This is a genomic window from Allocellulophaga tsushimaensis (assembly GCF_055383085.1).
The window spans coordinates 3896510-3916235 of sequence record NZ_AP039451.1; the positions used below are offsets into that span (position 1 = coordinate 3896510).

Annotated in this window: 13 protein-coding genes; 4 read left to right on the top strand and 9 right to left on the bottom strand. The window is 31.9% G+C overall.

Features of this window, described 5'->3' with window-relative positions; all coding sequences use genetic code 11:
• Window positions 1–59: 59 nt before the first annotated feature.
• From ACZ451_RS16715 to ACZ451_RS16735, 5 genes are read right to left on the bottom strand one after another with little or no spacing between them, the layout of a single operon-like run.
• Entirely contained in the window at window positions 60–545 is a 486-nt protein-coding gene (locus ACZ451_RS16715; RefSeq protein ID WP_464214481.1) for an ABC transporter ATPase, read from the bottom strand.
• A 51-nt stretch (window positions 546–596) separates the two neighbouring features.
• Window positions 597–1388, bottom strand: a complete 792-nt coding sequence (locus ACZ451_RS16720; protein ID WP_464214483.1) for a (Fe-S)-binding protein — start codon at window positions 1386–1388, stop codon at window positions 597–599.
• Between the two features lie 15 nt (window positions 1389–1403).
• A complete protein-coding gene (locus ACZ451_RS16725; RefSeq protein WP_464214485.1) occupies window positions 1404–2714 on the bottom strand; it encodes a 4Fe-4S dicluster domain-containing protein in 1311 nt (436 codons plus the stop codon).
• A gap of 3 nt (window positions 2715–2717) precedes the next feature.
• Entirely contained in the window at window positions 2718–3683 is a 966-nt protein-coding gene (locus ACZ451_RS16730; protein ID WP_464214487.1) for an MlaD family protein, read from the bottom strand.
• 58 nt (window positions 3684–3741) lie between these two features.
• Entirely contained in the window at window positions 3742–5115 is a 1374-nt protein-coding gene (locus tag ACZ451_RS16735; RefSeq protein WP_464214489.1) for an N-acetylmuramoyl-L-alanine amidase family protein, read from the bottom strand.
• A 131-nt stretch (window positions 5116–5246) separates the two neighbouring features.
• Here ACZ451_RS16735 and ACZ451_RS16740 point away from each other — a divergent pair, with 131 nt between their 5' ends.
• The 3 genes from ACZ451_RS16740 (at window position 5247) to ACZ451_RS16750 (ending at window position 10962) form a co-directional block, all read left to right on the top strand.
• Window positions 5247–8015: a putative LPS assembly protein LptD gene (locus ACZ451_RS16740; RefSeq protein WP_464214491.1), complete on the top strand. Its 2769-nt coding sequence runs from the start codon at window positions 5247–5249 to the stop codon at window positions 8013–8015.
• A 340-nt stretch (window positions 8016–8355) separates the two neighbouring features.
• Complete coding sequence (locus ACZ451_RS16745) at window positions 8356–10434, top strand: T9SS type A sorting domain-containing protein (RefSeq protein ID WP_464214493.1); 2079 nt, start codon at window positions 8356–8358, stop codon at window positions 10432–10434.
• Between the two features lie 147 nt (window positions 10435–10581).
• Entirely contained in the window at window positions 10582–10962 is a 381-nt protein-coding gene (locus tag ACZ451_RS16750) for a RidA family protein (protein ID WP_464214495.1), read from the top strand.
• Window positions 10963–11082: 120 nt separating this feature from the next.
• Here the strand turns inward: ACZ451_RS16750 and ACZ451_RS16755 are convergent, their stop codons facing one another.
• The 4 genes from ACZ451_RS16755 to ACZ451_RS16770 form a co-directional block, all read right to left on the bottom strand.
• The gene (locus ACZ451_RS16755; RefSeq protein WP_464214497.1) at window positions 11083–11934 is read right to left on the bottom strand and encodes an N-acetylglucosamine kinase; all 852 of its coding nucleotides are present in this window, start codon (window positions 11932–11934) and stop codon (window positions 11083–11085) included.
• 76 nt (window positions 11935–12010) lie between these two features.
• Complete coding sequence (gene gap / locus ACZ451_RS16760; protein ID WP_464214499.1) at window positions 12011–13012, bottom strand: type I glyceraldehyde-3-phosphate dehydrogenase; 1002 nt, start codon at window positions 13010–13012, stop codon at window positions 12011–12013.
• Between the two features lie 32 nt (window positions 13013–13044).
• Complete coding sequence (pfkA, locus tag ACZ451_RS16765) at window positions 13045–14031, bottom strand: 6-phosphofructokinase (RefSeq protein ID WP_464214501.1); 987 nt, start codon at window positions 14029–14031, stop codon at window positions 13045–13047.
• A gap of 149 nt (window positions 14032–14180) precedes the next feature.
• Window positions 14181–18623 (bottom strand): translocation/assembly module TamB domain-containing protein, encoded by a 4443-nt coding sequence (locus ACZ451_RS16770; RefSeq protein ID WP_464214503.1) that lies wholly within the window; start codon window positions 18621–18623, stop codon window positions 14181–14183.
• 71 nt (window positions 18624–18694) lie between these two features.
• Here ACZ451_RS16770 and tsaD point away from each other — a divergent pair, with 71 nt between their 5' ends.
• On the top strand, window positions 18695–19723 hold the full coding sequence (tsaD, locus tag ACZ451_RS16775; RefSeq protein WP_464214505.1) for a tRNA (adenosine(37)-N6)-threonylcarbamoyltransferase complex transferase subunit TsaD: 1029 nt from the start codon (window positions 18695–18697) through the stop codon (window positions 19721–19723).
• Window positions 19724–19726 lie beyond the last annotated feature (3 nt).

Consider the following 19726-nt stretch of genomic DNA (forward strand, 5'->3'; position numbering starts at 1 on the left):
TAGTGCCTTTTATTACAAATTCATCACGGTTTACAGTGATCTTACTGTTTTAAAGTGGATTAAGAGACAAACCTGCTATGCCAACTATCCTCTGCAGGAACTTCCCAATGTGTTAAATATTCTCCTTTATTTGTGACTAAATTATTAAAAACAATCGTTTTTTTAGAAACGGATTTGTTTTTAGCCATTTTTTTAAAATCTAACAAAGGCTTGTACGCCACAAATTCTCCCTGTTTATAAGAAACATTCATCTTATCTAGCAAATCTATTTGATATTTCTGTTCTAAACTTTGAATAAAACGAACCGAAGCATCAATAGAACAACCTGTTGCCCCAGCTATAGATTGGTCTAAAGCTAAAATAATAAACCTTTTATATCTAATTTCATAACCAGCATTTAAATCTGCTCCATGAGCAGTCCATTCGGATATAAAATGATCTAATGCTTGTGTAACTTCTTCTAATTCATCAGTAGAAAAACTTCTGTTGGCTTGGTAAATCCAAACCCGTGATGATTCTGGTAATTTTTTAAAATCTACTAGCATAATTCTTTGTTGATAGTTGATTTCTATCGTTTACTTTTATTTCTTATCAATCTATAAATCCTCGGCAGTAGCAATAAGTTCTGCAATATCCATTACAGCAATATCGGCTTCCTTTTCTTTATTTTTTACTCCGTCTGTCATCATGGTATTACAAAACGGGCATCCAGCAGCTATAATTTCTGGCTTTGTCTCTAAAGCTTGTTCCGTACGTTCTATATTAATATCTTTTTCTCCTTTTTCAGGTTCTTTAAACATCTGTGCACCACCAGCCCCACAACAGAGACCTCTTGTCTTACAGCTTTTCATTTCTATAAGTTCTGCATCTAATTTTCGAATTAAATCTCTGGGGGCTTCATATACATTGTTAGCTCTTCCTAAATAACAAGGATCATGAAATGTAATCCGTTTTCCTTTAAAGGTGCCACCTTCCATAGTAATGCGTCCTTCATCTAAAAGTTGTTTTAAAAACTGAGTATGATGTACCACTTCATAAGTACCCCCTAATCCAGGATATTCATTTTTTATGGTATTAAAACAATGCGGACAGGCAGTCACTACCTTTTTAATTTCATAAGCATTCATTACTTCAATATTCGTAACAGCTTGCATCTGAAATAAAAATTCGTTCCCAGAACGTTTGGCAGGATCACCAGTACAACTTTCTTCCGCTCCTAATACTGCAAAACTAACGTTTGCCTTGTTTAATATTTTTACAAAAGCTTTAGTTATTTTCTTTGCTCTATCATCAAAACTACCTGCACAACCTACCCAAAATAAAACTTCAGGTTGTTTTCCTTCTGCATGTAAGGATGCCATTGTTGGCACTTTTAGTTCGTTCGCCATAAGTAAAACGTATTTTTATGATTCGTTAGCCCAGTTAAGTCTATCTTGTTGATTAAAAGGCCATGGAGCGCCATTATTTTCTATATTACCCATCATATTATTTAAGTCTGATGGCGCGGCTGATTCTTCCATCACTAAGTATTGCCTCATTTCCATAATAATAGAAAGTGGATCTATACTTATAGGACAAGCTTGCACACAGGCATTACATGAAGTACATGCCCATAATTCTTCATGACTAATATAATCGCCTAATAATTGTTTATTGTCTGGAACAAAAGTTCCTTTATTTGCATCAATATTTTTTCCTACTTCAACCAGTCTATCCCTGGTATCCATCATAATTTTTCTAGGTGATAGTTTTTTACCTGTTTGGTTAGCAGGGCATTCACTAGTACAACGGCCACATTCTGTACAAGTATATGCATTTAAGAGTTGTACCCAATTCAAATCTGTTACATCAGAAGCCCCAAATTTTTCAGGTTCTGGTGCATCTTCAGCTGGTGCTGCATATGGATCAGCAGACGGATCCATCATTAACATCACCTCTTTAGTAACTGCTTCAGAATTTTTAAACTGACCTTGCGGTTTCAATTTTCCATAATAGGTATTAGGGAAAGCCAAAAGAATATGAAGGTGCTTTGAAAAATATAAATAATTTAAAAAGATTAGAATTCCAATAATATGAGCCCACCATGCGCCGCGTTCTATGATATGTAAACTACTTTCTGATACTCCATTAAATAGCGGAGCTACAAACTGACTTATTACATTTCCTGAATTTAAGTTTTGAAAAGTAGTATCGGTAGCATTCATTACTAAAAAGAGGCACATTAAAACCACTTCAAAATATAAAATAATATTCCCGTCATTCTTGGGCCAACCTTTCATTTCTGGACTTAAAAAACGTTTTAATTTTATTATATTTCTCCTGATCCAAAAGGCAAATACGGCAACTAAAACAAGTACTGCTAAAATTTCAAAAGAACCTATTAAGAATCCATATACAGATTCAGGTAAAACATTTAACCCAATGCGATGTGTACCAAAAAGACCATCTATTACAATTTCTAATACTTCGATATTAATGATAATAAAACCAATGTATACGATAATATGAAGAAAACCAGCTATAGGACGTGCAACCATTTTGGTTTGCCCCAAAGCTATTTTTGCCATGTTTTTCCATCGTTGTGATTTGTTATCATTAACGACTATATCTTTTCCTAGCTTTATATTACGAAATAGTTTTTTTACATTATTGGCAAAATAGCCAACTCCAGCAATAAGGATAATAGCAAATATAATATTGGGAAGATAGTCCATACTTTAATTTTCAGTTTGTTTGGCAGGATCATTTTCAGGTAATTCGTACTCTTTTTGCTTTTTTCCAAAAACAGATACATTTACATATCGTTTAGGGTTTAAACGAAAATCTTGTAATAATAAATCTAGCTGCTTGCTAGAATTGGTAAGATTTGTATAGAGTTCTTCATCTGTCATTAATTTTCCTAAAGACCCTTCTCCTTTATTCATCTGAGCTAACATTTTATCTAGATTAATAATGGTTGATTCTAAATTCTTTATGGTTTTAGTTAGACCTGCATTGGCTAAAGAATCTGATAGTTTAGAAAAATTAGTTGTCATTGTATTGATATTTTTTACGGAATTATCTAGCTGTTCTTTATTATCTACTAAGAAGCCATTCATAGAAGTTGCAGTAATTTGAAAAGTTTTAATAAGATCTTTTAAATCACTAATGCTCTCTTTAAAATCGGCTTTAGTTTTTACATCTAATATTTGATTAAAATTAATCAATAACGAATCAGCATTAGTAACTGCTCCTTCAATTTTTGTTTGTAATGGTGCTAAGTTTTGTTGTACTAAATCAGTAAGTCCTGGTTTAATATTGGTTACTAAAGTATCACCAGATTTAGCTGTACTAGCTTCATCAAAAACCGGTTTAATTTGGATTCCTTTTCCTCCAATTATTCCAGTATCAAACAAAATTGCTTTGCTGTTTTTAGAAAATTCAAAATCACTATCTACAGAAAAAGTAACTAGTAATTTCCCAGAACTATCTTTGAACCCGATATCATTTACTTTACCAATATTAAAACCGTTAATAGATACTGGCGTTCCTGTTTGCAGGCCTCCTATATTATCGTATACTGCATAAAAAGTTTTATTGCTATCTAGAATTGAGGTAGACTTTAAATAACTAAAGCCCATTATAAATAACAGAATACCACCTATAACAATAATTCCTGTTTTAATTTCCCTGGATATTTTCAAAAGGATGAATTTTACGTTCTAAACAAAATTAGAAATAATTTTTTGAAGACTAGCTATATTATTCAGAAAGGTACTTTAAAGCTTCTTTAACAGCAATTCGTTTTCCGGCTTTATAGGCTACGATATAGGCATCTTTATATCCTTTAATTACTGCATTTTCTTTAAGCGTTTTTGCATAATCATATGATTTTGTTTTTCCAAACATATAGCGAAATAAGGTGTTGTGTGATTCTTTAGAAATGTCATAGAGTCCTTTATAATTAGACTTATCTAATGTAAGGTCTTTAGAACTTGCGAAAATTTGAATTTTAAATATAATTTCTTCTGCTGTTTCTGTTTCTTTAGGGCTTACCTCTTTTATGACAATATCCTTTTTTACAGCTTCTTTTGCAATACTGTTTTTTTCAACTTGTTTTTCTTCTACTTGCTTTTCTACAACTTGTTTAGAAATATCTTTTTTCTCTGGAATATCATTTTTAAGAAGTTCTTTTTCTGGCGTCTTTATAGGCTCATTCTCTATAGGGGCTTCCGCAACAATAATTACGGTTTCTTTTTTTGTTTCCTTTTTTTCTTCATTTTCCTCCTCTATTTCCTCTACTGAAGTTGTTTCTGTAAAAGTATCTTCTACTGTGCTTACTTTATTTAAACTTGTTTTATAATTTATAATGGCTTTTGCTATTGCATTTCCCATTTGCGATTGCCCTTTAGTAGAATTTAAATACGCTCCTTCTGGCTTGTAGGTTAAAAATCCTGTTTCTACTAAAACACTGGGCATAAAAGTTTGGTGTAATACAATAAAACCTGCTTGTTTTACTTTTCTATCCTTTCTTTTTAAGCTACCTGTAAAATTATCTTGCATCATTTTAGCTAAAAGAATACTTTGATCTAAAAATTCTTCTTGCATTATAGTCAGACCGATTACAGATTCTGGAGAATTGATATCGTATTCCGCATACCTAGATTGGTAATTATCTTCTAAATAAATAGCTGAGTTTTCTTTCTTAGCAATTTCGAAATTTTGTTTATTGGCGTGTAGCCCTAACACAAAAGTTCCTGCCCCATGTGCCTCAGATGTATGAGAGTCACAGTGTACTGAAACAAATAAATTAGCATTTGCTTTGTTTGCAATCTCTCCCCGCTTGTATAAATCAACAAAAGTATCATCGTTTCTTGTGTAGATTACTTTTATATTTGGTTCCTTTTCTAATATTGCTCCTACTTTTAACACAATACCTAGTGCAATATTTTTTTCTAAATATCCATTTCCTAAATTTCCAGGGTCGTGCCCTCCATGTCCAGCATCTAAAACCACAATAAAAGGTGCTTCTTGTTGTTTTTCCTTTGTTTTACCGTCAAAAGACGTCAAAAGAAAAATTACACATAGCAAAGATAAAATGCGCAAATATTTTTTATCAAGGTGTCTAATGTTCATTTTTATATAGAAATAAGGTTAAATTTATTGTAATGTCGAACCGACAGAACAAAAAATATATGTATGTTTGAACTCTAATTCTTAAGTAATCAGGAGAACCAAAAACCATTACAAAAATAGGATTTAAAGCATTGCAATCAAATAAACATTATTTACTTCTTATCATACTACTTTTTAGTAGTGTTACTTCTATATACAGTCAAAGAGATCCTCTTACCCCAATACCTACTAAAAAAATAACAATTAATCCTATCCAAGATTCTATTTCTGCTCCTAAAGACTTTTCCTTCTTAGCAATTAAAGACAGCACACAAATAGATTCTTCTGCCACTGATACTTTACCTAAAAAAAAGCCTCTTTTATTAGATGTAATCAAATATAAAGCCAAAGATTATGTAAGGCTGAGTAAAAAGGAACATAAAATTTATATGTATAATGAGGCTGAAGTATATTACCAAGATACAGAATTAAAAGCAGGCATTATTATTTTAGATTATTTAACTAATGAGGTTTATGCTGGTAGAATTAAAGATTCATTAGGCAATTACTCCCAAATTCCTAATTTTAAGCAAGCAGATCAGGTGGTAAATCCAGATTCTATCCGTTTTAATTTTGACACTCAAAAAGCATTAATTTGGAATTCTAGAACAGAACAACAGGCTGGTTTAGGAGCTTTAGGTAGTGATGCTATGAAAGTATATGCAGATATTACTAAAAAGCAAAATGACTCTGTATACTTTTTAGATCGCTTTAAGTTAACTACTGCTAAAGATACTGTTAATCCAGACTATTACTTATATGGGAGAAAAGGAAAATTAGTGCCAGGAGAAAAAGTAATCTCAGGACCTATACAACTATATATTTCTGATGTCCCTACTCCAATATTTACGCCACTTGCCTTTTTTCCATTAAGCTCTGGTAGAACAGGAGGGCTTATTTTCCCAACTTTTGGTAACACACCAGATAGGGGTTATTTTATACAAAATGGTGGTTATTATTTTCCACTTAGTGAATATGCGGATCTAGAAATAACCGGAGACCTTTTTACAAATGGTAGTTGGGGCTTAAATTCTAGGTCTATTTACACCAAACGCTATAAATTTAGAGGTAGTTTTAATCTTCAATATCAAAATTTAATTACCAGTCAAAAAGGTTTTGATGATTTTAATGAGTTTCAAAGTTATAATATTCAATGGAGTCATTCTCAAGATCCTAAATCTAGTCCAAATTCAAGATTTTCAGCTTCTGTAAACTTAGGAAGTAGTGATTTTTTTACAAATTCATTTCAACAAAGAGATATTTCAAACAGTCAGAATAACACTTTTCAATCTTCTGTATCTTATTCAAAAACATTTCCAAATTATCCTTCGGTTAATGTCAGTTTAACAGCGAGTCATAGGCAAAATACAAGAACACAAACGGTTGATTTAACTTTGCCTACATTACAAGGAAGTGTAGAACGTATATATCCTTTTGCAAAAAGAGAAGGTACCAAAAAAGGAATTATTGAAAATATAAATTTTCAGTATGATGTAAATGCTCAAAACCAAATACAAACTACTGAGGAAAACTTTTTAACCACTAGAATGTTTGATAATGCTAGACTTGGTGCAAGACATCGAATCCCCATTAACACCAATTTTAAATTAGCCAAATTTTTTAGCATTACTATGGGAGGTAATTATGAAGATATTTGGACAGGAAATACGTTTTCGCAATCATCTAGATTATTGGATAATGGAAATAGAGAAATTGTTAGAGATACTGTTAATGGCTTTGATCGATTTAACAGGTATAATTTTAGTACAAGTCTTACCACCAATATTTACGGTACTTTTAATTTTGGAGAGGATAAAAAAATACAAGCTTTACGCCATGTTGTACGTCCATCTATAAGTTATGGATACACCCCAGCTTTTGACCAATTTTACGAAGATTTATTAGATTTTGAAACAGGTTTACCTGTACTTGACAGAGATGGGGAAATATCACAATTCACAAGGTTCCAAGGAACTTTAAATGGAGTACCTAGCTTATCCAGATCTAATTCTTTAAGTTTTTCTTTGGCAAATACATTAGAAGCCAAAGTACGTTCTAAAGATTCTACCGCTACGGAACCTAAGAAAGTATCTATATTAAAAAACCTTAATATTAGTAGTAGTTATAACTTTAACGCAGATTCTTTAAAATTAGCCCCAATTCGCTTAAATGGAAATACAAGCATTTTAAAAAATAAAATGTCTATTAATTTCAGTGCTACTTTAGATCCCTACGCTATTGATAATAATGGTACCAGAATAAATACCTTTAATAGAGAAAATGGTGGTAGCTTATTTAGGCTAACCAACGCTAGGTCTAATATTAGCTATTCCATTTCTAATAAGGATTTTAAGAAAAAAGGAAAAGGAGAGGAAGAAGAGGAAGAAGATGATAACCTAGATTATGATTATGCAGCTTCAAGTGGCGGTAGAAATGATGATCTATTTGGTGATGCTGATTTTATAAATGGACGTAATAACCCTAATATTGATGAGGAAGAAGTAAACAACGAATTCTACTCTAATCCTATTTCGTGGGATTTACGTGTTGCCTATGTAATTGGTTATTCTAATTCTAATAGGCAAAATGATATTAGCAATCATACCATGCAATTTTCTGGAAATATAGCCTTAACCCCTAAATGGAAAATTGGGGGATCTTCTGGTTATGATTTTGTAAACAAAGGGTTTTCTGTTACACAACTTCGTTTTGAAAGAAATTTAGAAAGTTTTAATCTACGTTTTGCTTGGACCCCATTTGGTACATTAGAACGCTGGAACTTTTTTATAGGAATATCGTCTTCCTTATTAAAAGATTTAAAATGGGACAAACAAAGCAGAAGAAGTCCTCAACAACGTTAATGTGCTATAACACTACAATTAATTGCTTATCACTATTATTACTTAACCTTACTGGATTAAAAAGAATAGTGACTATCACCCATTTATTTTAATTTTTATTCAGGTTTAAATATTTTATTTTCTCACTACGTCATGTAACATAACGTATTCAAAAAAACATCTTATCAATTAGAAAATTTAAGATACTTTTTTTTTTAAGAAATTAAGAATAGTATAAATTAAACATATACACTTTATCGAAAAAGTATTTTTTTAAAACATTATTTCATAATTTAATGTTAATATTGTTAAAAAATTAACATACATACTTCAATTACAGTAATTTTCAAAACCCAAAATCATGAAAAAAACTACTTATCCTATTTTATTTTTAATAGCTCTATTTTTTAGCGCAAACGTTTTCGCTCAACCCCCAGGTAATCAAAATAATTGGCAATTAGACACGAGATATTCTGATGAATTTAATGGTGGGTTAAATAAATGGGAAGTAAAAAACACAACCAATGAAGGCTTTTTAAGAAGTCAAGTAAATGTTTCAGGTGGTAAATTGACCATCTCTAATTCTTGGGATGGTACTACATCTAAAGGAGGATGGTTACAATCTAGTCCTATAGCTTCTAATCAAAAATACGGTTATTATGAGGCAAGATTAAGAATAAACGGACCAAATAATGGCAAGGTATGGCCAACTTTTTGGATGTGGAATGCTAATGAGAATAACCCTACCGAGATAGATGTTATGGAATATAGTGGTTTTGCTTTTCAAAATCATTTACGTAGAGCAACTTCTTCTCATCATTATACGCAAAAAAGAGCAGTAGAAGGAAGGTCTAATACCACTACACGAGATTATTCTGTAGTTCAACGAAATGCATTTGAAGAGCATACATGGGGAGTATTATGGGCCAGAGATAAAATTGTTTTCTTTTATGATGGTGTTGAATACTACAGATCAAAACAACCGCAGAATGCTGCTGTAGATCCAGCCCCTACTAGAATTATTTTAAGTTCTTCGCCACATTTAAGAGGAACAAGATATAATATATGTTGTAGTGGCGGTGTTGCTTATCAACAAGATAACCCCTTAGCTAATGCCAATGCTGTTACACCTCTTGCAAGTTTTGAGGTACAATGGGTAAGGTTTTGGAGAAAAAAACCAGGACAACCAGAATTTACACCATTAAGCTCAGACTATGGAAATGGTATTAACAATGCTCCAATTGGAAAAACAATATGGTTAAAGCAAGCTGGTGGACCTGGTAAATACTTATCTGTAGAATCTGGGAATGTTTTAAAGGCTGTCGCAACGAATAGTAATGCTACAAAAACACATTTTACTGTAGAAGCGCATCCAGCAAATAATGGAGTGGTATTAAAGTCTGTTGCAACAGGAAGATATTTAAGAATCACTGGTACTAATGAAACGCAACCCATAATTGCGACATCGAATAACAGACAGCAATGGGAAAAATTTCATTGGAAAGATAGGGGTGCTAATAAAGTATCTCTACGAAGTTATGAATTAGATGCATGGGTGATAGCCCCTCATAATCAAAATAATCCTTCCGTAACCTCGTTAGCACCACAGCCCTTAAGTTGGGAGTTATTTGATTGGGGAGAAGTGGGAGCTACTTCTCCAAATCCTAATCCAATCCCTCCAACCACTTCTAATGCTCCAATAGGACAATTAATTGGTATTATACCTGTACAAGCTAGTTGGGTTAATAGAGCTGGCAAGCCAGTCTTAGGATATGTATCTACTCGTTTTGATGATGGAGGTCTTGTAAAATCATCTAATCAGACGAGTCCACCAACACAGGCATGGAAGAGATGGGAACGTTTTAGCGTTGAGGCACATCCAAATGGAGGAGTTGCTCTAAGCGTGCAACAAGGTGGCACAAAATACCTACAACATAATGGTACTGGAAATTTAACCGCTAATGCTACAAATAAAAACAATAACAATACAAGATTTATATGGGAAGTTTTACCAGGTACGAGACGTTTTGCCTTAAAAACGCCAGGCGGCCAATATGTTCAAGTTCCTCAAAACTCCAACGGAACACCAGTATTAAATACTAGTGTAAGAGCACGTGGCGATTGGGAAATATTTACGTATACTGGACTAGGCCAAGCGGGAGTTGCAGCTACGGTATCATTTCTTTCTTTAGATGAACTCACTAATACTAGTAATCCATCGGAAGTAAGTTTATATCCTAACCCTGTAAAAGCTGGTAGTACTACTTATCTTGATACTGCAGCAGATAAAGTAAATGTTAATGTATACAACTTAAATGGCGCTTTAGTTTTACAAAGCAATTCTACTAGTATTAACACAACTAAATTATCGAGTGGAATATACTTGGTTAGCGTTTCTGCTGATGGAGTACAAAAAACACACAAATTAATTGTCCAATAAGAAACCACTAATAATTATATATACTTTGTAAAAAGACTGCTCTTAATGGGCAGTCTTTTTTATTTAACATAAATGTGTGAGTATTTTCAGAAAGAAAAATAATCAAAACAATGTAGATCTTTTATGAAATATGCTAACTTTATAGCTATGAAAAAAATAATAAATACTGTTAATGCCCCTGCTCCTATAGGGCCATACAACCAAGCTGTTTTAACAGGAAATACATTGTATATTTCTGGACAAATACCAATAGATCCAAAAACAGGAGAACTAGTTCAAGGCGATATTCAAACAGAAACCAAACAATCTATGGAAAATTTAAAAGCCATCTTAACAGAAGCCAAGATGACTTTTGAAAATGTTGTTAAATCATCAATTTTTGTAAAAGATATGAATCAGTTTGCAAAAATAAATGAGATTTATGGTTCTTACTTTAATGCTGAAACTGCTCCAGCTAGGGAAACTGTTGAAGTAGCAAACCTACCTAAATTTGTAAATGTTGAAATTTCTATGATTGCTGTAAAATAAATAGTAGTCAGTAGTCAGTAGTCAGTAGTCAGTAGTCAGTAGTCAGTAGTCAGTAGTCAGTAGTCAGTAGTCAGTAGTCAGTAGTCAAAATTATTTTTTAGTTTCAAATAACAATACTTATTACATGGTTTTTTTATGAAACTCTACTAAACCATCTATAGGCCTTTGTTTTATTGCTCCCACAACCAAATCATTACGTTTTAATGCAGCCGTAAGCTCATCTCTTAAATAATATGCTATACTACCAACAAAACTAACAGGTACTTTTGTAGCCAACTCAAATTGCATGATATAGTTATTAATAAATTGTTGGAAACCTTTATCTATTACTGCTTTACAATAAGGATGTTCTTTATTTTCTACAATAAAACGTGCAAAAGTTGCTAAGTAAGTATTGGGGTTTGGTTGTTTATATAAATTTTCTTTAATTACATCTGCCTCTAAGTTGTATTCTTTAGCAAATTTAATTCCTAAATCTTGTGGCATTTTGTGAAAATAATAATCGCGAATTAATTTTCTACCAAAAAAATTACCACTGCCATCATCCATAGGTATATATCCTAAAGAGGTTACTTTTTGAAATAGCTGATGCCCGTCATAATAACTGCAATTAGATCCTGTACCTAATATACTTACAATACTTTGATCTCCTATTGCTGTTGTTGCATAAATAGCAGCATAAGTATCTTCTTTTACTTCTGCTTTTGCATTTGGAAAATAAGAAGCAAAAATACTTTTTAAAAAGCTTCGCATTTTATCTGTTCCACAACCAGCACCATAAAAATGAAGATCTGTTACTTTTTCTTTACATTGCGAAAGCTCAAAGTTGTTAGCTAAACGATCTTCAATAACTTCACGCGTTAATACTTCAGGGCTTAAACCTAAAGTTTGTGTCATAAATAATTGTTCTCCTTTACTATCTAGAGCAATCCAATCAGATTTTGTTGCTCCACTATCTACTATTAGAATCATATTTTGAAAAAGTAAAAAAATAATCCTGAAAGTAAATGGTATATTCACTTTCAGGATATGTTATTTATTTAAGCTTTTATAAGCTAGAAACGTGCTGAATTAAATCTAACATTTTATTAGAAAAACCAGCTTCATTATCATACCAAGATATTAATTTAAAAAATCCTGCATTTAACTCAATACAAGCTCCTGCATCAAAAATACTTGTTCTAGGATCACCAATAAAATCTTGTGATACCACACTTTCTTCTGTGTATCCTAAAATTCCTTTTAATTCACCTTCAGAAGCCGCTTTAAATACTTTCTTAATTTCATCTAAAGAAGTTTCTTTTGATGTTTTCACTGTTAAATCCACTACAGATACATCAGCTGTTGGTACTCTAAAAGCCATCCCTGTTAATTTCCCTTTTAAAGCTGGGATTACTTTTGTAACCGCAACAGCTGCACCAGTAGAAGCAGGAATAATATTTAACATTGCACTTCTACCACCTCTCCAGTCTTTTCTAGAAGGACCATCAACTGTCATCTGAGTTGCTGTTGTAGCATGTACTGTTGTCATTAAGGCCTCTTCTATTCCAAAATTATCATTTAATACTTTAGCTAAAGGTGCTAAACAATTTGTTGTACAAGATGCATTAGAAACAATAGTATTTGACGCTTCTACTTCTGTATGATTTACGCCCATTACAAACATTGGAGCATCTTTAGAAGGAGCCGATATTACTACTTTTTTTGCTCCACCATCAATATGATATTGTGCCGAATCTAAAGTGGTAAAGATTCCTGTACATTCTGCAACAATATCAGCACCAACGGCATCCCATTTAATATTTTTAGGATCTCTCTCTGCAGTAATACGAACTGTTTTTCCATTTACTACTAAGTGGCCATCCTTAACTTCTACAGTTCCGTCAAATTTTCCGTGAACAGAATCATATTTAAGTAAGTATGCTAGGTGTTCAACATCCAATAAATCATTAATGGCAACAACATCTACATCACCTCTTTTTACACTACTTCTAAAAACTAGTCTTCCAATTCTACCGAATCCGTTAATTCCTATTTTTAAATTTGACATTTTTTCTTCTTTATTTATTTAATTTATTAAAATTATACAGTCATTATATCAGAAACTCTCATGAGTTCCCTATCTATTTTTGTATGTCCTTTTATAGCCTTACTTATTGGAGTAAGTGTTATTTTATTATCCTGAATACCCACCATTAAACTTGTTTTTCCTTCTAATAAAGCTTCTACCGCTTTCACCCCCATTCTACTTGCCAAAACTCTATCAAAACATGATGGCGCTCCACCTCTTTGCATATGCCCTAATACGGATACACGAACATCGTATATCGGCAAATGTTCTTCAACATATTCAGCCAGTTTAAAAACATTATCTCCTGTTTTATCGCCTTCGGCTACAACAACTATACTAGAAGATTTTCCAGATTTTTTACTTCTTTTTAAGGATTCTAACAGGCGTTCTAAACCTAAGTTTTCTTCTGGTATTAAAATTTCTTCGGCACCTGCTCCTACTCCAGCATTTAGAGCAATGTGCCCTACATCTCTACCCATTACCTCAACAAAAAAGAGTCTGTTATGAGAACTAGCAGTATCTCTAATTTTATCTATTACATCTACTACTGTATTTAAAGCGGTATCAAAACCTAAAGTATAAGTTGTACCAAAAATATCATTATCAATTGTACCCGGAATTCCTATAATAGGGATATCAAATTCTTTATTAAAAATCAATGCCCCAGTGAAACTACCATCACCACCTATAACAACCAAACCGGTTATGCCTTCAGTTTTTAATTGATCGTAAGCTTTCTGCCTGCCTTCTTTGGTTTGAAACTCGGTACATCTCGCAGATTTTAGTATTGTACCTCCTTTATTGATAATATTGTTTACGCTACGGGCATCCATTGGTTTAAAATCGCCCTCTATCATCCCTTGGTATCCTCTGTAAATACCAACACATTCTATCTTTAAATATGCGCAAGTACGCACAACTGATCGAATTGCCGCATTCATCCCAGGTGAATCTCCACCAGAAGTATAAACACCTATTTTTTTTATTTCTGTACTCATCAAAGTTTGTAAGATGTAAAATTAATAAACTTTTCGGATTAAGAATACATAGAAACAAGCTTTATTAATGTACAAAATACATTTATAACGTTTTCGTTACAAATACAACAAAAAAAATGATAAAAACAGAAACCATTTAGGCTATGTGCCTATTTTTTCTGCTTAGTTTTAGGAATAAAATTTATGGGATTGTCTAAAGGATCTTCTATTTCTGATATCGTATCTTTTTTAACAACTGGAGTTTTTTTAGGTTTTCTGGCGAAAAGTCGTCTCTTTAATTCTTCAAAATTATCAAAATCTACTTGATAAGAAAGACCTACCCCTTGAGTATACCCTTGATTGTCTCCAAAAAATTGTTGAATTTCATTTTCTCTATTAAAAAAACGCATACTAAACGATCCTTCTTCATTAATAAGGTATTGCAATTCAAAATCTCCACCCACAGCAGTTTGGCTTACACTATTACCCCCTCCTACTGGGATACCAAACCTACCATTTAAAAGCCACCTATCTCCTAGTCTACTTGCAAAATTAAAACCTAATTCACTTTCACCTTGGTCCCCTGTAGGGCTTAAATCCGCTTGATCGTAAGTTAAATCGAAATCTAATTTATCGTTGTCTCCTCCAAATACATTGGTCAATAAATTTCCAGCCGACTGAAATAAATTACCAGTTAAGGCTTGTTGGTTTAATCCTCCATTTGCCTCATCTACAAAAGTTCCTTGTGCTAATAAAAAGAAAGCGTTATTATCTTCAACGGTAGGATCCTGAAGACGATATTCTAATTGAGATTTTATAACAGAACTTACACTCGGAAAAGCAATATCAAAATCTATTGTGGGTTGCTCTAAGGATTCTGATAATTTTATAATTACATTAGTCGGTATTTTTTTTGTGTATCCAGAGTTATCTAATAATGGTGCTGGGTTTGCATTTAAAGAATAAACTGCTTCCATTGCTAACTTAGCTTTATAGGGGTCGCCCTCCCAATTTATAGTGCCTCCAGGTACAACAGTAAATGTTTTGTCAATAATACCAGCTTTTTTAAATCTATATTCTCCGGTAACCACAACAAAAGTACCTTCCATGATAAATTTATCATTGGTATTAATTTCCATTAATAAAAGCCCTTTTCCAGTGCCTTTTAAAGCACTCTTTGTTTTTTGATCTACAATGACTTCAACTTCAGCATCTGGCGTGATATCTAAATCAAAAGCCAATTCTAAACCTTCATATGTCTCTATTTCTCTTTGTTGTTCAAAACTAGAAACCGTATTTTTATCTATGAAATTTATAAAAGAGTAATCCCCTACTGTTGCAACATCACTAATGGGTATCTTTAACGAAGTACCTCTTGCAGTTTCTCCATTCACTTCTACATTAAGTGCTTTTGTTGGTCCATATATTTTACCAGAGCCATTTAAAAATCCTGTCCCATAATATAAGGCATCTTCTTTGTAGGGCGTATTCAAAATCAAAAGTCGATCGTCATTGGTATCTACATTTAGATTTAATGTCCAATCTTTAAAAAATTGATGTTTTATAATACCATCTACAGTTGCATTTGTATTTTCTGTAACATCAGTTACAGCAACATTTTGAAAATCAAATACTTGATTATATAGCATTACTGTAGAGTTTGGTCCTAAGTTATAATCTACATTAAGATATGGAATACCGATACCAGCATCATTTAAACTTAAAATTCCTGATATATCAGGATTATTTAGTCCTCCTTTTATTTGAGCATCTCCACTAACAAAACCACGGATATTAGATAAAACAGGTTCTCCAAGAGGTTTAAAAGGTGCAAGATTTAGCCGATCAAAACTAGCAATTAAATCAGCATTAGGAACTTTATCTTTAATATCTAAATTACCAATAAGATTAAAGGCGTTTACACCATCTTTTGTTAATCTTGAATTGATACTTAGGTTCGTTAAATCTTTATTCCCAATTGCATCAATAATTAAATCTCCTAAAGGTATTTTATTAACTGAAAAGTTTTTAACATCTAAGTTAGTTGATGGTCTATATACACTATTTCTTTGATTTATATAAAGCTTCCCATTTACTTTACCATCTAATTTAAGGCTATCAATTGATGGTGTAATTTTATCTAATGAAACAAAATTAAAATCTAATTTTAAATCTTTATAAGTAGAATCTGCTATTTGCCCTTTAAGCATTATTTGTTCATTTAAACCATTATTCATTACAATCTCCTCTATAGTAATGCTATCTAATGTTTTATTTATGATAACTTTATTTTTCTTACCCGATTTGTTGATGATCCACTTATTGCCTTTAAAACTAACATCTGATGTCTTTAAACCTATAACTGACTTATTATCTTTATTAAAGGTGTGATAAAAATTAAGGTTAAATTTATCATTAAATGTTTTCCCTCCATTAAATTCTGTTCTAAAAAACAAAGTGTCTTTTAAAGTTGTATTAATTAATTTAAAGTCTTGAACATCATAATAATTAGTAGCAACGTCGGCAACAGAAATATAGGTATTAAATAATGGGTTTTTATTATCTATCTTAATATCAATACTATCTAAAGCATTTCCAAAAGCTTCTATTTGCGGAGATTTAAACGTAAGTTTAAAATCGCCTTGATCTGCAATAATATTACCTCTTATGAAAGTATTTGGACCAAACTTTACTTCTGGATAAAAAACATCTACAATTTTATTATATATTTTAAAATTAAAAGCAAAGCGTTGCCCTTTAGATATATCATATGGTTTGTAATTGGTATAAATGCTACCTACAGAATTGGCTCCTAATTTTATAAGCTCAGCAACTTTAAAATTTCCTTTTATATACCCCGTAATAATATCTGGAGAATTAATATCGATAAGACGAATAGAATCGTTTTCAAAAGTTGATGATACTTTAAAATCATCAAAATAATAGGTATCATTTTTATTTTGATACACTGTTTTAAAAAATTTAATATCCCCAACGATATTATCAAGTGTATTACCCGTAATATCCATATTAACTTCTCCTTTAAATATAGAGATGCTATCTTTAATAAAATTTAATTTTTTAAAGTCAGCATAATCAACAGAAGCAATAAAATTAAAGTTATTTTCTTCTGAAGAAAAATCTGCTAATCCTTTAAAGTCAATTTTAAAATTCTCGTCATTAGAGACTAAAAGACCATCAAACAATTGTTCTTTTAATACTCCTGAAACTTTTAAGTTTTTGTAATTATAGTTATTAAAATTAATATTGTAGACCTCTCCTATTACTTCTGTATTTAATGTTTTTGCTAAAAAACCTTGCCCTTCTACATTAAAATCTAAGGTAGTTTTTCCTAAATTTTTATCATTAGTAAGAGTTCCTAAATCAAAATCTATTAAAGAGATAAAACCTTTGTAAGATGCATTATCGATATCTTTAATATTAGAAAGTGCAATATCTGAATAGCTGCTACCTACAGCTGTGTTTATGTTTACTTTAGCATCTATAGTATTCTCTGTAACTGTAGAAGTTCCTCTAATCGTAAATTGTCCAAATTTTTGAAAAGATGAGGGTAAGGTTTTCCCTAATATATTAGGCAACAAGCTACGTAACTCGTAGTAACTGCTTGTTACATTTTTCATATTAGCCTCCATTACAAAAGGCTTACTAGAGGTAAAAAGGTTTTTAAAATTAAAATCTCCTCGGATTCCTGTATTATCCGAAAAAAGAAATAATTTAGAAACATCTAAATTATTTAAAGGACCATCAATTGTAGATGAAAAAGTAACTTCTTTCCCTTTTCCAAACTGATTGTACAATAGGTTTATTTCATCAAAAGCAATGGTAGATTCTTCAAATGCTCCAGAAAACTTTACCTTATTAACAAAATCTAAAAAATCACTTCTATCATAATTCATTTTTACATCTCCAAACAATTTAGACTTAGGCGTCTTTATTTGGAGTTTATCAAAATTCATTTGAGTTTTGGTATATTTAAAATTTGTTGCTAGTTTCTCAACCATCAAACCTCTACTGCTTTTAAAAGAAAGTGCTTCTATTCTAGCGGTTACGTCTGGACCTAAAACCTGAAAATCTTCAGAATCAATATTCAAATTAGTAAATAGCAAACGTTTGCTATTTTCATAATTCTCATCTATTAGTTTAAACTTACTATCTTTTACCGTAATACCAGAGCACGTTAATAAAAAAGGAGCTCCTGTTCTTTCTCCACCAGAAAGTTTATCAACAAAGACATTAATATTAGGTTCTTTTTCTCCTTTGTATGTTTTTAGTTTAAAATGGAGTTCATCTATTTTTGCATCGCCTAATTCTATTCGTTTTCCACTTATATTTCTAATATCAATTAGGGAGGTCGTTAGGCTTTTTATATAAAAGAGTGTGTCCTTTTTATAATCTTCTACGTAAATTTCTTGTAAAGAGGTATCCCAAGTGATGAGTGAAATTTTTACTTTATCAACTTTTATGTTAGTGCCATACTTTTCATTAATACTATCTGTAGCATAGTTAGCAAGGCTAGTTTGTACAATGGGAAGCGAGAAAATTAAGGTTGCGAAAACGCATAATAGTACTACTACTAAAAACGTTCTAAACAATATTTTTCTAAGTTTTCTGATAGGGCTTTTATGTTTTACCTTTGTACCTTCAATTTTTATTCCAAATACTAATGGATAGCAAAAATAGTTATATTCTGGCTATAGAATCTTCTTGTGACGACACTTCTGCTGCTATTTTATGCAATAGAAAAAGGCTCAGTAATGTTGTGGCTACACAAAAAATTCATGAGGAATACGGGGGGGTTGTCCCTGAACTTGCCTCAAGAGCACATCAACAAAATATTGTTCCTGTTGTACACCAAGCATTAACAAAGGCAAATATCGATAAAAAACAGTTATCCGCCATAGCTTTTACGCGTGGACCTGGACTTATGGGTTCTTTATTAGTTGGTACCTCTTTTGCAAAGTCTTTAGCCCTTGGTTTGCATATTCCTTTAATTGAAGTAAACCACATGGAGGCTCATATTTTGGCTCATTTTATTGAAGAAGAAAGTATGGAAACACCAGATTTTCCATTTCTAGCCATGACCATAAGTGGCGGGCACACCCAAATAGTACTTGTTAAAGATTACTTTAAGATGCAAATTCTAGGGCAAACGCTAGATGATGCTGTTGGAGAAGCTTTTGATAAAAGTGCTAAAATATTAGGTTTACCATACCCAGGCGGACCGCTAATTGACAAATATGCGGCTTTAGGAAACCCACATGCTTTTCCTTTTCCTAAACCTAAAGTAGGTGACTTAAATTTTAGTTTTAGTGGTTTAAAAACAAGTATCCTATATTTTATACAAAGAGAAACGCAAAAAAATCCAAATTTCTTAATAGAAAACAGAAATGATATTTGTGCCTCCATACAGCATACAATTGTAACTATTTTAATGTCTAAACTACAAAAAGCAGTGAAAAAGACTGGAATTAAGAGAATCGCAATTGGTGGAGGTGTTTCTGCAAACTCTGGGATTAGAAAAGCACTTCAAGATGCTGAAACCAGTTTAGGGTGGAAAACCTATATTCCAAAATTTGAATACTGTACAGACAATGCAGCTATGATTGGTATAGTTGGTTATCTAAAATATAAAGAGCAACTTTTTACAAACCAAAGTATAACTGCCAAAGCGCGTTACGTAATTAACTCTTAAAAT

What these genes read in the sequence shown, in the direction of transcription:
- tsaD (WP_464214505.1), top strand. Translation starts at nt 18,695, where the DNA reads ATGGATAGCAAAAATAGTTATATTCTGGCTATAGAATCTTCTTGTGAC.
- ACZ451_RS16735 (WP_464214489.1), bottom strand. Translation starts at nt 5,115, where the DNA reads ATGAACATTAGACACCTTGATAAAAAATATTTGCGCATTTTATCTTTG.
- ACZ451_RS16725 (WP_464214485.1), bottom strand. Translation starts at nt 2,714, where the DNA reads ATGGACTATCTTCCCAATATTATATTTGCTATTATCCTTATTGCTGGA.
- ACZ451_RS16720 (WP_464214483.1), bottom strand. Translation starts at nt 1,388, where the DNA reads ATGGCGAACGAACTAAAAGTGCCAACAATGGCATCCTTACATGCAGAA.
- ACZ451_RS16750 (WP_464214495.1), top strand. Translation starts at nt 10,582, where the DNA reads ATGAAAAAAATAATAAATACTGTTAATGCCCCTGCTCCTATAGGGCCA.
- pfkA (WP_464214501.1), bottom strand. Translation starts at nt 14,031, where the DNA reads ATGAGTACAGAAATAAAAAAAATAGGTGTTTATACTTCTGGTGGAGAT.
- ACZ451_RS16755 (WP_464214497.1), bottom strand. Translation starts at nt 11,934, where the DNA reads ATGATTCTAATAGTAGATAGTGGAGCAACAAAATCTGATTGGATTGCT.
- gap (WP_464214499.1), bottom strand. Translation starts at nt 13,012, where the DNA reads ATGTCAAATTTAAAAATAGGAATTAACGGATTCGGTAGAATTGGAAGA.
- ACZ451_RS16745 (WP_464214493.1), top strand. Translation starts at nt 8,356, where the DNA reads ATGAAAAAAACTACTTATCCTATTTTATTTTTAATAGCTCTATTTTTT.
- ACZ451_RS16715 (WP_464214481.1), bottom strand. Translation starts at nt 545, where the DNA reads ATGCTAGTAGATTTTAAAAAATTACCAGAATCATCACGGGTTTGGATT.